This window comes from Streptomyces sp. NPDC059534 (genome assembly GCF_042743475.1).
Taxonomy (GTDB): domain Bacteria; phylum Actinomycetota; class Actinomycetes; order Streptomycetales; family Streptomycetaceae; genus Streptomyces.
Map to the genome: position 1 here is coordinate 16,264 of NZ_JBHWAQ010000013.1, position 13,550 is coordinate 29,813.

General features: G+C 72.4%; 10 protein-coding genes. 5 read left to right on the forward strand and 5 right to left on the reverse strand.

Annotated features, from left to right (window positions below; genetic code table 11):
• Window positions 1–226: 226 nt before the first annotated feature.
• Window positions 227–793: an HPP family protein gene (locus ACFVZH_RS17390; RefSeq protein ID WP_384898115.1), complete on the reverse strand. Its 567-nt coding sequence runs from the start codon at window positions 791–793 to the stop codon at window positions 227–229.
• A 436-nt stretch (window positions 794–1,229) separates the two neighbouring features.
• On the opposite strand from ACFVZH_RS17390, the gene ACFVZH_RS17395 reads away from it, so the two are divergent.
• The 3 genes from ACFVZH_RS17395 to ACFVZH_RS17405 all read left to right on the forward strand — a co-directional run bounded on the left by ACFVZH_RS17395 (window position 1,230) and on the right by ACFVZH_RS17405 (window position 3,325).
• The gene (locus ACFVZH_RS17395) at window positions 1,230–2,021 is read left to right on the forward strand and encodes an N-formylglutamate amidohydrolase (protein ID WP_384898117.1); all 792 of its coding nucleotides are present in this window, start codon (window positions 1,230–1,232) and stop codon (window positions 2,019–2,021) included.
• A 19-nt stretch (window positions 2,022–2,040) separates the two neighbouring features.
• A complete protein-coding gene (locus tag ACFVZH_RS17400) occupies window positions 2,041–2,295 on the forward strand; it encodes a DUF6296 family protein (protein ID WP_384898119.1) in 255 nt (84 codons plus the stop codon).
• A 313-nt stretch (window positions 2,296–2,608) separates the two neighbouring features.
• The gene (locus ACFVZH_RS17405) at window positions 2,609–3,325 is read left to right on the forward strand and encodes a flavodoxin family protein (protein ID WP_384898121.1); all 717 of its coding nucleotides are present in this window, start codon (window positions 2,609–2,611) and stop codon (window positions 3,323–3,325) included.
• A 301-nt stretch (window positions 3,326–3,626) separates the two neighbouring features.
• Here ACFVZH_RS17405 and ACFVZH_RS17410 read toward each other — a convergent pair whose 3' ends face one another.
• Entirely contained in the window at window positions 3,627–6,320 is a 2,694-nt protein-coding gene (locus ACFVZH_RS17410; RefSeq protein WP_384898123.1) for an FAD/NAD(P)-binding protein, read from the reverse strand.
• A 226-nt stretch (window positions 6,321–6,546) separates the two neighbouring features.
• Between ACFVZH_RS17410 and ACFVZH_RS17415 the strand changes: the two genes are divergently transcribed.
• Window positions 6,547–7,008 carry an RrF2 family transcriptional regulator gene (locus ACFVZH_RS17415; RefSeq protein WP_384898125.1) on the forward strand — a complete coding sequence of 154 codons (462 nt, stop codon included), beginning with the start codon at window positions 6,547–6,549 and terminating at the stop codon, window positions 7,006–7,008.
• Window positions 7,009–7,050: 42 nt separating this feature from the next.
• Entirely contained in the window at window positions 7,051–7,629 is a 579-nt protein-coding gene (locus ACFVZH_RS17420) for a SixA phosphatase family protein (protein WP_384898127.1), read from the forward strand.
• Window positions 7,630–7,757: 128 nt separating this feature from the next.
• Here the strand turns inward: ACFVZH_RS17420 and ACFVZH_RS17425 are convergent, their stop codons facing one another.
• From ACFVZH_RS17425 to ACFVZH_RS17435, 3 genes are all read right to left on the reverse strand, one after another.
• Window positions 7,758–11,876, reverse strand: coding sequence for a trypsin-like peptidase domain-containing protein (locus ACFVZH_RS17425; protein ID WP_384898129.1), 4,119 nt, complete (start codon window positions 11,874–11,876; stop codon window positions 7,758–7,760).
• A 32-nt stretch (window positions 11,877–11,908) separates the two neighbouring features.
• Complete coding sequence (locus ACFVZH_RS17430) at window positions 11,909–12,265, reverse strand: CU044_2847 family protein (RefSeq protein WP_384898131.1); 357 nt, start codon at window positions 12,263–12,265, stop codon at window positions 11,909–11,911.
• A 221-nt stretch (window positions 12,266–12,486) separates the two neighbouring features.
• On the reverse strand, window positions 12,487–13,002 hold the full coding sequence (locus ACFVZH_RS17435) for an RICIN domain-containing protein (RefSeq protein WP_384898133.1): 516 nt from the start codon (window positions 13,000–13,002) through the stop codon (window positions 12,487–12,489).
• Window positions 13,003–13,550: the final 548 nt, after the last annotated feature.

Here is a 13,550-nt window from a genome sequence, read left to right on the forward strand (position 1 = left end):
CACGTTCGGGCACCGGCCAAGAAAGGGAATACGCCCCTGGGAGCCCCGCTCGGGGACGGTTCGGGGCATCCCCGGGTTTTCCGTCCGGAACCCACCGGAACGTGACCCGATCACCTACGGGAACGGCGCCCGGGCGTGCGGTGCCCCGGGGCGCACCGGCCGCGGGCGCCCGCTCACTCGCGGCGGGGAGGGCGTACGGCCGCTCACGCGGGGCGCGGGGCGCTGTTCACCACCAGTAGGCGGGGTACCTCGGGGCCCGGCGGCGGATGCGGGAGGCGCAGTACGCGGTCAGGACGAGCAGGACCGTGGCCCCGAAGAGCAGCGGGACGAAGCGGGCCGGCGCGGGCGCCTGGAGCACGATGACGACGGAGGTCGCGCAGGCCGGGGAGTGCGGGGTCCTGGCGAGTGTCGTCAGGGCGAGCGTCACACCGGCGGCGACGGCGGCCGCCCACGCGCTCCCGCCGGCGGCCGCCGCGACCGCGTACCCGGCGGCGGCGCCGAGGAGATGGCCGACGATCACGCTGCGGGGCTGGGCGAGGGGCAGGGCGGGAGCGCAGTGCACCAGGGCCGCGCTGGCGGCCAGCGGCGGTATCAGCACGGGTTCGTGGATCAGGGCGCCGATCGCGACGAGACCGAGGAGGGCGGCCGTCGCCGCGCTGACACTGTGGAAGGCCGCCACCGGAGCCGGGCGGGCCGGAGCCCGGCCGGACATCCTCGGCCGGCGGGGACTCCCGGGGGTCCCGGAGTCGGTGGAGCCGGCGGTGTCGGGGCGCAGGGCGGCGTCGGTACTCATGTGATGCGGCGTTTCCGGGGCAGGCGGCCGTGGGCCGGGACGAGACAGGGTCGGGGCGTCGTACGGGACCCTGTGGTCGACAGTCGGCCCTGCTGTGCGCCTGCTCCTGGTGCGGCGGCGCTGCCTCGCACCACTCTAACCAGCGGCTTCACGGCGGACCCGGTGGGGGTGGCGACCGGTCACGGGGCGGGGTCGCGACGGCCCGGGGCGGCGGATGGAGGTGGGTTCGGCGAGGGGACGGCGTGTCGCCCGGTGGAGGTGGCGTCGGCGAGGGGACGTGGCATCGGCCGGTGGACGCGGTGTCGACGCGTGGACGCGGTGTCGGCGAGGGCACATGATGTCGGCACGTGGACGTGGAGTCGGCCGGTGGACGCGATGTCGGCGGGGTGGCGGCGGATCGCACCCGGCGGGGGCCGGTCCGTGCGAGGCTGGGCCGATGATCTCCGACTCCTTCGAACTCCTCGCCGGCGCCCCGGACTCCCCCGTGCTCCTGCACGTGCCGCACTCCTCGTCCGTGGTGCCCCCGGACGTGCGCGAGGGCATCCTGCTCGACGACGGGGAACTCGCGGCCGAACTGGCCCACATCACCGACTCCCACACGGCGGAGATCGCCGCCGGGGCCGCCTCGGCGGCGGCCACGACCCCCTGGCGGTTCGTCAACCGGCTGTCCCGGCTGGTCGTCGATCCCGAGCGGTTCCCCGACGAGCGCGAGGAGATGCTCGCCGTCGGGATGGGCGCGGTGTACACGAGCACCACCCATCGCGCCGGGCTGCGGCCCGCCGGTTTCGACCCGGCGCCGCTGCTCGACCGGTACTTCACGCCGTACGCCGAGGCCATGACCGAGGCGGTGGCCGGGCGGCTGGCGGCGACGGGCCGGGCGGTGATCGTCGACGTCCACTCGTACCCGACGGAGCCGCTGCCGTACGAGCTGCACGGTGACGGCCCGCGCCCGCCGGTCTGCCTCGGCACGGACCCGTTCCACACGCCGCCGGCCCTCCTGGAAGCGGCGCGGGAGGCGTTCGGCGGGTTCGGCGGCGTCGCGACGGACACGCCGTTCGCCGGGACGTACGTGCCGCTGCGCCACTACCGCCGCGATCCACGGGTGACCGCGCTGATGGTCGAGATCCGCCGTGATCTCTACATGAGCGAGCCGGGCGGCCCGGCGGGCCCGGGTGCGGCGGCCCTCGGTGCCGCGCTGGCCGTGCTGGCCGACGCCGTGCCCCGCTGACCGGCGTAATATCGGGCAGATGGACACACTCAGGTACGAGCTGGTGTTCTCCGATGCCACGGGCGCGGCCCTGGACGTCGTGGTGGTGCAGCGCACCGGGTCCACGGGGTCCGGGGGGCATCCCGTCTACACCGACGCGTCCGGCATCATCCGCGCGGAGATCAGCGATCGTGACGAGGTCCGGATCATCGCCTCCGGCGGCCACCAGGAACACGCGCCCGGCGTATCGGCCCGTCCACTGCCCGACGGCGGCCCTGGGGATCCAGGGACCTGAGTCACGCGCTCGGCCGCCACGAGTGGTCCGGGGGCCTGGCGGACCCGCAGGCCGGGGTGGTTCCCGACGGGGGCCGCCGACATCCTCGTGCTGCGCGGGCCGATCCGATTCGGCGATACATGTCATCCGTGCGGGGCCATGCGGGTGATCGGGTGGCCGACTCCGTGACCGTTGGCGCGGCGTTCGATCATTCCGCTCGACGAGGCGAGACAGTAGACGGGATTTTCGGCCGGACCAAGCCTGGGCCCTCTCGACGTCGGCAGCCGGGTGTTGCGCCGCCCGACCACCCACTCGTCCGCAAGGGGACGCATCGATGACCGACACCGGCACGTCCTACCGTGATCTCCGCGCCCTGGTGATCAACTGCACCCTCAAGCGATCGCCGGAGCGCAGCCACACTCAGGGGCTGATCGACATCAGCACCGGGATCATGGAGCGCCAGGGCGTGCAGGTCGAGGTGCTCAGGGCGGTGGACATCGACATCGCGACCGGTGTCTGGCCGGACATGACGGAGCACGGGTGGGAGACGGACGAGTGGCCCGTGATCTACTCGCAGGTGATGGCCGCCGACATCCTGACCCTAGCGGGGCCTGTGTGGCTGGGAGACAACTCCTCGGTCATGAAGAAGGTGATCGAGCGTCTGTACGCCTGCTCGTCGATCCTCAACGAGCGCGGCCAGTACGCCTACTACGGTCGCGTGGGAGGCTGTCTGATCACCGGCAACGAGGACGGCGCCAAGCACTGCGCGATGAACGTCCTCTACAGCCTCCAGCACCTCGGATACGTCATTCCGCCGCAGGCGGACGCGGGCTGGGTCGGCGAGGCCGGCCCGGGCCCGTCGTACCTCGACCCCGGCTCCGGCGGGCCGGACAACGACTTCACGAACCGCAACGCGACCTTCATGACCTGGAACCAGCTCCACCTGGCGAGGATGCTCAAGGACGCCGGTGGCATCCCCGCCCACGGAAACCAGCGCTCCGAGTGGGACGCCGGCTGCCGGTTCGACTTCGAGAACCCCGAGCACCGTTGAGTGCGGGCCGAAACGGTCGGAGGTCCGGTGGAAGCCAGCCCCGGATCAACCAGGTCCGTGGCGCGGCAGTGCCCGCGACGACAGCGGCCTCAGCCTGACGTCCTGCCTAGAGGCCGCGCCGAACAGCTTCCGTCCCGTGCACCATCAGGGAGCGCACGGCGCTGAAGATCCGCGCACCCGCCCATACCCCGGTGGCCGGCGCGGAGAACAGGCGAAGGTCGATCCCGGCATCCGCGAACAACGGCTGCGTCGACCCCACCCGACCTCCCGGATCAAGGTGGTCGGCCCGTGCCGCCCTCCGTCAGCCGCGGAGCCCGGCCAGCCTCCGGCTGTCGAGCGGCGACGCCCGGCGATCGAGGCGCTGTTCGAGGAGGTGGCGGGCGGTGTCGCTGTGACCCGCCTCCACCAGCGCGTACAGCAGGGTCTCCTCGACGACCTCGCGCTGTGCAGCGCTGCCCCCCACGCGGTGCAGCGAGGGCAGCAGTCCCGAAAGGTCCCGTACCGCCGTGGCCCACTCCTCCTCCAGAACCGCCTCCAGCGCCCCGCACAGCGGGACGATGACCTCCCTCTGCACCGGGTCCGCGCCGGCCGCGTGGGTGCGCAGGCGGCGGAGCGCGGGGAGGTCGCCCGCGGCGGTGAGCGCGACGGCGCTGTGCAGGGCCGTGAACGCGGTCGCGGGGCGTTCGAGCAGATCGCGGGCGACCGCGTCGAGCACGCCGTCGACGGGGACGCGGCCGGTCCAGTTCCGGGACATGCGGGCCCGCCACAGCAGCGATCCGGAGTCGACGAGCGCCCGTACCCCGTTCACCTGGCCCGGGGCGAGCTGGGCGAACCACCGGCGGCGCACGGCCGCGGTGTCGTCGAGGGCCAGTTCGTGGAGCGCCACGTGCCAGGAGAAGTGCGCCCGGTGCACGGCCCTTCGCCCCTGGCCGCCGATCCAGCCGTCGAGCCAGTCCCGGCCGACGCGGTGCTCACCGGACTCGTAGTGGACATGGGTGAGGGCGTGCACGGCGTGGCCGGAGGCGGGCTCCGCGCCCAGTGCCGCCCGGGCGAGCTCTCCGGCCTCCTCGATCCGCCCCTGCTCCTGCCGGACGAAGGAGAGCAGAGAGGTGTGGAACCAGTGCCCTTCGTAGGCCGAGGCGGTCCGCTCCACCAAGTCCAGGGCGAGGGTGCCGTCGAGGTCCGTGACGCCGGAGAAGGCGATCGTGGGGACCGCGATGCCGAGCGCGAACGCGTCGGCGGGGAAACGGCCGAGGTGCTCCAAGAGCGCTGCGTCACCGTTGCCGGTTCCGAGACCAGTGCCCGCACCGCCTTTCCGGGCCTCGTGCGCCATGACGCGTCGCGTGGCGACGTCGACGAACGACCGCTCCCGCTCGTCCCCGCGTTCCCGCACACTGCGCTGGGCGTCCGCGAGCTCCCGCTCGACGTCGACGTCCGCTCCGCACTCGTGACCGAGCAGGGCGAGCGCGGCATGCCCGAGGGCGAACCCGGGGTCCAGTTCGGTGGCCCGCGCGAACGCCTCGGCTGCCTTCGCCCGTACGGTGATCACTCGGCCGAGCCCACAGCGGAACGACGCGGCGGCTGCCGCATGGGTGGACAGCGGCAGTCCGAACTGGTCGGTGGGCCGACGGCGAACCGACCGGGCGGTGCCGGCGAGCGGAGCGAGAACGGCCTCGGCGACCTCCTTGGCCTGGCTCCGGATCTCGGGGATCGCGGTCGTCTCCCACAACTCGCCGCGGCGAGGCGCGCCCAGCGTGAAGAGCGGCCTCTCGCGATGGCCCGTGGCGGCGACCAGCCGGCCCCCGTCGGTGGACACACCGATGCCCAGCGGCCCGGGTACGGCGAGGCCGTCGGCCAGCAGCCCGCTCCACAACGGGTCACCGCCGGCGTCGGCCCGCAGCCCGGGCCCCGTACAGTCCACCACCCAGGCCACGCGCAGGACACCGCCGTCGGCGAGGGAGACGACGAGGCCACCGTCCCCTCCGGGCGCCACCGTGGCGACCCGGCCCGAGTGGACGCGGAGCCTGCGGGCGGCGCGCGCCCGGTCGACCGTCTCGGCGGTGGACGGCGCCATCCGGTGCCGGTGCACGTTCCACGGGGTGGCGTCGCGGCCGAGGAACTCCGCCCGCTCCTCGTCGGTGAGCCCCTCCCAGAGCCGTACGATCTCGGGCCGCAGCCCGTCGAGTGCGGGCCGCCAGTCGCCGTGGACGCGGCGCGTGGCGGCGAAGTGCCGCGTCAGCTCCCTGCGGAGGCGGTGGAACGGAAGACCGACAAGGCCCGGCGGCGGCGCCACGGGGGGCAGCGGGGCGACCGCGTGGGGCTGGGGGAGCAGCCCACTCCGGGACACGGCGTGCACCGTACGGCCGGGACGGTCAAGGACGAGCGCGAGATCGACGGCGGTGAGACCCGTGCCGACGAGGAGGACGTCGTCCGACCCGCCCACGGCGTCGAGTGCCCCCGGCGCCCAGGGACGGGCGATGAACCGCTCGGAGGCGACGAGCTCGGCCGGGGCCCAAGCCGCCCGGCCCGCCGCGGGCCCGGTGGCAAGGACCACGCTGTCCGCCGTCACCGTGCCGCCGTCGGCGAGCCGGAGCTCCAGCCGCCCACCGGCCGCGTCGGTGCACCCCGTCGCCCTGGTGCGCAGCCGCCGCACGGAGACCGTGCCGTGCGCCCTGATGATGGCGCGCCCGAGCGTGTCGGCGAGATACGAGCCGTAGCGGTACCGGGGGGCGAAGTCCGCCGCGGTGACGGTGGGTTCGCCGTGCCGGCAGAGCCAGCGCCGGAAGTGGCCCGGGTCGTCCGGATAACAGCTCATGCCGCCCACGGGCACGTTGAGCCGGTGCTCGGGGACCGCGGTGGCGTACGCGATGCCCCGACCGGCCTCCGGCGAGGGGTCGACGAGGACCAGATCGAGCGGGGTACGGCGCCGGGCCGCCGCTTCGCACAGTTGGACGGCGACGAGGGCGCCTGCCGCGCCCGCGCCGACGACGGCCACGGTCGGACGCGGAGGGGAGGACGCGGCGGAAGACGGGGAAACGACGGGCACCACGGAGACCTCCGAACCAGGGGCGGGCACTGCAGGGCCAATGTTCACTATGTCGATGAACAAAGTGAACTGACAATGCCGCTTCAGGACAACAACGCCGCGCCGGATCGCCGTTGACGAGTACGGAACACGCCGCCGCAGGTCAGGTTCCCGTCACTCGTGAGACATTGAGTGCGTGAGGATCTCAGCACGAACGGACTACGCCATCCGGGCCATGGCGGAGTTGGCCTGCTCCCCGGACCGGCCCCTCAAGGCCGAGGACATCGCCGGGCGCCAGGACATCCCCGTCCGCTTCCTCTTCGTCGTGCTCAGCGAGTTGCGACAGGGACGCCTGGTACGGAGCGTGCGCGGCCCCGATGGTGGATACAGCCTCACCCGGCCGCCCGCGGAGATCACCCTCGCCGACGTCATCAGAGCGATGGACGGACCGCTCGTCAGTGTGCGCGACCTGAAACTGACGGGCCTGGAGTACCAGGGCGCGGCGGCTTCCATGCCGGACGTGTGGCGTGCCGTGCGAACAAGCCTGCGCCAGGTCCTGGAGAGCACGACCCTCGCCGACCTGGCGGCGGACGCACTGCCCGATCTCGTACGGAACCGGGCTCGCGACTACAACGACGACGTACGGACGTATCCGTAGCGTCCATGGCCGACAGCGGCCCCACCCCCTACGCTCAGGAACGTGCCACCGTCCACCGAGACCCCCGATCCCGCCGGGACTCCCGCGTCCACCGGGTCCGGCGACACCGGGCCGCACCGGCTGTTCGTCCTGAGACACGCCAAGAGCGCCTGGCCCGAGGGCGTACCCGACCGGGACCGCCCTCTCGGCCCGCGCGGCCTGCGCGACGCCCCGGCGGCCGGGCGCTTCCTGGCGGAGACCGGCGGGCTGCCCGATCTGGTGCTGTGCTCCCCGGCCCGGCGGGCCCGCGAGACGTGGGAGCTGGCCGCCGCGGAACTGGAGCGCCCTGTCGCGACCCGTCATGATCCGCGGCTGTACGGGGCGGACGAACAGGACCTCCTCGACGTCCTCCACGACGTGCCCGACGAGGTCGGCACCCTGCTGATCGTCGGGCACAGCCCGGGCTTGGAAGACCTGATCACGCTGCTCGCGGGCGGTTCGGTCGGGACGGCCCTGGAGCGTGTACGGACCAAGTTCCCGACCTGCGCGCTCGCCGTCCTGACCTGCCACGGCACCTGGACGGACCTCGGCCCGGGCGAGGCGCTCCTGACGGAGCTGCGGATCGCCCGCGGGTCGTCCTGAGAGTGTGCCCGGACGGCCGTCGGTCCGCGCGACGCCCACGACATCGGCCGTACCGTCGCAGCCGAGCTCCCCGCCCGGGCGGTGACCGTCGCGTCCCGTACCGCCACCCCGGGACCGTGGTGCGGCGCTCAGTCGCACACGGGGCCGGTGGACCGCCCCGGCAGGTACGCCGTGCGCTCCGCGGGGGTGAGGTCGCGGCCGACCGTGCGGCAGATCTTCTCGATGGCTTCACCGGCCGGGACGAGGTGGACGTCCCACAGCCGGGCCGTCCGGTCCGCGCTGCCGGTGGCGAGGGTGCGGCCGTCGGGGCTGAAGGCCACGGAGGTCAGCGCGTTGAAGTGCCCCCACAAGGTGGTGCGGGACTTCCCGGCGGCCACGTCCCACAGCATCGCGGACGAGTCGATGCCGCCGGTGGCGAGAGTCCGGCCGTCAGGGCTGAAGACAGCGGAGACCACCCCGTCGTAGTGCCCGAGCAGGGTCTTGCGGGTCTTGCCGGTGTTCGCGTCCCACACCCGGGCGGTGTAGTCGAGACTTCCGGTGGCGAGGGTTCGGCCGTCAGGGCTGAACGCCACCGACTCGACCTGGTCGGTGTGTCCGCGCAGGACGGTGCGCTCCCTGCCGGTGTCCACGTCCCACAACCGCGCCGTGAAGTCCCCGCCCGCGGTGGCGAGCGTACGGCCGTCGGGACTGAACGCCACGCCGTACACCTGCTCGTCGTGGCCGCGCAGGGCGGCACGCTCCTTGCCGGTGGCCAGGTCCCACAACCGCGCTGTCTTGTCGCTGCTGCCCGTGGCGAGAGTACGGCGGTCCGAGCTGAACGCCACGGAGTTCACCCCGCCTTGATGGCCGAGCAGCTGTGAGCGCTCCTTCCCGGTGGCCACGTCCCACAGTCGTACCGTCTTGTCGGCGCCGCCGGTGGCGAGGGTCTGGCCGTCCGGGCTGAACGCGACAGCGTTCACCCCCTGGGTGTGGCCCTTCAAGACGGTGCGCATCGTGCCGGCGGGCATGTTCCACAAACGCACGGTGAAGTCGGCGCCGGCCGTGGCGAGGATGCGGCCGTCGGGACGGAACGCCACGGCGGTCACCTGGTTGACGTGCCCCACCAGGGTCGTCCGGATCGCACGGGCGACGTCCCACAGTCGTACGGTCTCGTCGCGGCTTCCGGTGGCGAGGGTCCGGCCGTCCGGACTGAAGGCGACCGCGTAGACCATGTTGGTGTGCCCTGCCAACTTGTCGCGGGTCGCACCGGTGTCCACGTCCCACAGCCGCGCCGTGTGGTCGACGCTGCCGGTGGCGAGGGTGCGGCCATCGGGGCTGAACGCCACCGAATACACCACATCGGAGTGCCCGCTCAGCGAAAGGCGCGGCTTGCCCGTCTCGGCGTCCCACAGCCATGCCGTGCCGTCCCAGCTGCCGGTGGCGAGCGTACGGCCGTCCCGGCTGAGTGCCACCGACTGCAACGCCGCGGACTGCCCCTCCAGCTTTCTGCGGTACTGCCCGGTAGTGGCGTCCCAGATGCGCGCGGTCCGGTCCCAGCTGCCGGTGACTGCGGTGCGGCCGTCCCGGCTGAAGGCGATCGACACCACCTGGTCGATGTGTCCCTCGAGGGTGGCGCGGACCTTGCCGGTGCCCAGCTCCCACAGCCTCGCCTTCTTGTCGCCGTCACAGACGGCGAGGGTGCTGCCGTCGGGGCTGAACGCCACCGCCCAGACGTCGTCGGACTGCCTGGGCAGGATGGTGCGCAGCCTGCCGGTCCCGGCGTCCCACAGCCGTACGGTGCCGTCCAGACTGCCGGTGGCGAAGGTACTGCCGTCGGGACTGGCCGCCACGGCCGTCACCGTTTCGGTGTGGCCCTTGAGAACAGCGCGGGTCCTGCCGGTGGCCACGTCCCAGAGCCGTACGGTCTTGTCGCTGCCGCCGCTGGCGAGGGTGTGGCCGTCCGGACTGAACGCCAGGGAATTGACCAGGTTGGTGTGGCCGGACCAGCGGCGGTGCAGCGGGAGGGTGGCGGAGGATCGCACGCTGGCGAGGGACTCGGGCGTCGGGCTGGTGCGATATGCCTGGATGGCCAGCAGGGCGGAGAGCTCGGGGTTCGTGTCGCTCAGCGTGTCGGACCGGGTGGCGAGCTGCCGGGACAGGGCCGCCTGCTGTCGCCCGACCGCTGTCCGCCACTGCCACAGGGCGCCGCCCGCGGCGACGAGCGCGAGGACGAGCAGTCCGGCGAGGATGCCGTTGAGGCGCCTGCTGCGCCGGATCACGGCTTGCTGACGCTGCTTGCTGGCAGTGAGGAAAGCTGTGATGTGGCCCGGCAGATGGCGTTGCCGCGACCATTCCAGGCCCTCGGCCAGCGCCGTCCCGGCAAGGAGGTCCCCCGGGTCGCGCTGCGCGGCCCAGCGGGCACGGCGTTCCCGTGTCCGGTCGAGCCACTCCTGGAAACGGTGGTCCTGACCGACCCACTCCCGAAGGGTGCCCCAGTCGCGGATGAGGGAGTCATGGACGAGTTCGGCCACCGCCTGCCCGGTCGGGGCGTCCAGGCGATGGGTTGTGATGATGCGATGGTGCGCGAGGCCGGCGATGACCTGGTCCACGACGTGGTCGCCACCGCGAGGGCCGCCCTCTGCGCGACCGCCCCCGCCCCCGTCCGCTCCGCCGCCACCCGCCACCAGCTCTCGGAGTTCGTCGAGCGGAACCTGCGCACGAACGGCGGGAACGCGGCGGGCCGGGTCGGCCGGGTGGACCAGAGCGGTCAGGATGCCCTGCGCAACGGGCCGTTGTTCTGGCGGCAGCTGGTTGAGGGCGGTGTCGCACCACGTGGCGAGGCTTCCGGTGACCGCTCCGATGCGCCGGTACGCCTCGTGGGTGAGGTAGCCGTCCTCGCGCCGGAGCCACAGCTGACTGAGCGCGAGCTCCAGCATGGGCAGCACGGTGGCTGGTGCCCGGCGGCTCGCGGCCGCCTCCTCGGGGCTCTCGGCCAGGACGTCGGCGATCATCTGCTCGGGCAGGCCCGGCTGGAAGTGCAGTCCCACGTCCTGGGCAGGAGGGACGATGATGTCGTGCAGGTCCTCCTCGCTCAGGGTGCCCTGTACGTTGAGCAGTCCCGGCATCGAGGCTTCGAGCAGCCGGGGGGCCACGGCGGCCAGTTGGGGGTAGAAGTCGTCACGCATGATCAGCACGACGGACAGCGGGGCCGGTGAGCCGGCCGCCTGTGCGATCCGGTCCGCGACAGCGGCGACCAGCGTACGGCCTTCCTGTCCCCCTGCCGCAGGTCCGGTGAGGAGTTCCTCGAACTGGTCGACGACCAGCAGGACGCGATCCCGATCGGGCTCGGCGGCCAGTCTGCTGCCCACCGCCGCGGCGATGCCGTCCGTGGCGACGCCGGGCAGTCCCGCTCGTTCCATCTCGGCCATCAGGTCCTGACGCGGCCGGACGATCACGGGCAGCCACCGGTCACTGCCCGGTAGAGCGCCCGCCGCCAGCGCCCGCAGCACACCGGCCTGCACCAGGGAGGACTTGCCCGAGCCGGAAGGCCCGAGCAGCAGGGTGAGCCGACGCCCGCCGGCCAGGTTGGCCACCACCTGCCGCACCGCTTCTCTGCGGCCCTCGAACCACCGGGCCCGTTCGGCGGTGAACGACTCCAGCCCCTGGTACGGGCACAAATCCTGCTCGGCCAGCGTCGGCAGGACCTCCCTGAGGACCTGCGTGGGAGTGACGTACGCGATGCCCTGCCCCCGTTCGTGTTCGTCGGGGGCCGTGATCTCCGTCAGCATGCCGATGACCAGGCCGGTCACCTCGTCCAGCACCGGCCCACCGCTGAAGCCGGTGGTGAGGTCGTTGGCGGCGGTCAACTGCAGATGCGCGCCCCGGCTCTCGGTCGCCGGCAGCAGCTCGCCGGCCACGCCGAAGCCGAAGTGTCCGTCCGGCGGGGCCTGGGCGGGGAACCCGAACGAGCGCACCGCGTGGCCCCGGCACCCGGCCGCGGAGCCCAGTGGCAGCGCAGCCACGCGCGGAACGGTACCGCTCAGCCGTACGAACGCCACGTCCTCGGCCTCCGGGGCACGCCACGCCCCTTCGAGGACCCGCCCCTCGGCCTGGGGGGCGCCTTCCACGTGGGGGAACGCCAGCCGCACGCTGCCACCCGGGCCGCTTCCCGCCGCTCGGACGACGTGTGCGCAGGTGACCAGGACGTCCTCGGCCACCAAGAATCCGGCCCCGGCCACCCGGCCGTCCGGGTCGATGATCTGCGTCACGGCACGGGGCAGGTCCGACTGCCCGGCGCCCTTCACTGCCCGGCCCCGTTCACCGATCGGCCCCCACTCTCGTCCGGAACCGCCCGCATCCACGACATGGTCACCTTCAGGTGACACATCGCCTGGCTCTTGGTGATCACGGCCCCGGCCTCGACCGCCAGGTCGAGGCCGAACTCGACGGTGATCTGGTCGGGCCGGGCCTTGCGCAACTGTTCGAGCGTGGCGCGCGCCGCCTCGGTGACCGGCTCCAGTGCCGCCTGCAGACTTCCCGGCAGGTCGTGCACGGCATCACCGAAGCGACCAGCCTGCACGGGGCCGGTCGGCAGCCCCGACCCTTCGACGAGGATGCTGCCCCCGCCCGCCAACGGAATCCGGGCCAGCGGTGTCACGATCCCTCCTCGGCTCGTCAGGCGTCGTTGCCCCAAGCGTCGGTGGCCTCGGCACCGACTGCACCTCGGATTGCCCCGTACGCACCCATCGGCACACCCCCGTCCATGCACCCGCGTGCCCGCATGGACCTGGTGGCGACCTCCTCGAGCATGAGGCGCACCATGGTGTGGGCCTCGTCATCGTCGCTGGCCCAGGACGCCTCTCGTTCGGGAGTGGTGGACTAGGCCCAGACCTGGTTGTCACCGCCGTGGCAGTCCCACTGGGTGGCCGGGGCGCCGTCGTCGGTGCGCCAGCCACCGATCTCCAGGCACTTGCCACTGTTCACGTTGATCAGGCGCAGGACGCCTTCGCCCAGAACGTCGGTCTTCCACTGCTGGTTGGCGCCACCGTGGCAGTCCCACTGAACGATCTGGGCTCCGTTGGCGGTGGACCAGCCCTTGACCTCAAGGCACTTGCCGCTGTGGGCGTTGTAGATCAGCCTTCCCTCGCCGTGGGGGACCCCGAGCCACTTCTGGTTGTTTCCGTCGTGGCAGGCCCACTGGTCGACGCCGGCTCCGTTGGCGGTGGACCAGCCGCCCACCTCCAGGCACTTGGCGCTGTTCCAGTTGGCCAGCCAGTACCACTCGGACAGGTCGGCGGCGGAAGCGGGTGAGGCGGGCAGGGCCATCGAGATGAGCAGGGCACCGCCGGCGGCACTCAGCACGCGGCGGACGGTCTTGATGGCGTTCAGGCGCACGAAGTCTCTCCTCATATGGACGATCGAACTTGCTTTTCGCCCACATCGGGCGCATGGGTGAGATGTCAATCGCGTCGCCAAGGCGCCGATTGTACGGACCGGAAGCAGACCTGATTTTCAGGAATGCGGTCCTGGGCGTGGCGCACCGCTGATGACGGGCCAGCACTCGATTAGACACTTTCGGGAGGTGGCCGCAATGTGCGATCAATGCACGGCCACTCCATATTCCGTGCAGGTTCGACCCGCCTCTCCGTACGGCTCCCCCCCCTGCGCGCTGTACCGGCTGTCCAGGTGCTCACCCATCCGCTGGTCAAACCCGCTCTGCGTCCGTCACGCATCCATTCGGCGCAGGCGCTCCTGATTGCGGATTCTTCCCCTCTAAGCGACGGTTCTCGGCCAACACTGCGGCGAGTTGGCGAGCAGTGAACCGGGCGGTGGGCTGTGGAAACGACCTGTCTCGAGCGGGGCGAGAAAGGGAGGGTTTCATTTGAGCCAGAGAAAAATCCCCCTTTACAAAATGGGGTGCTCGGCAGTTAGCGTTCGGGGCG

Excerpts from the sequence above, each read along its gene's own strand:
- ACFVZH_RS17405 (WP_384898121.1), top strand. The coding sequence starts at position 2,609 with ATGACCGACACCGGCACGTCCTACCGTGATCTCCGCGCCCTGGTGATC.
- ACFVZH_RS17390 (WP_384898115.1), bottom strand. The coding sequence starts at position 793 with ATGAGTACCGACGCCGCCCTGCGCCCCGACACCGCCGGCTCCACCGAC.
- ACFVZH_RS17395 (WP_384898117.1), top strand. The coding sequence starts at position 1,230 with ATGATCTCCGACTCCTTCGAACTCCTCGCCGGCGCCCCGGACTCCCCC.
- ACFVZH_RS17400 (WP_384898119.1), top strand. The coding sequence starts at position 2,041 with ATGGACACACTCAGGTACGAGCTGGTGTTCTCCGATGCCACGGGCGCG.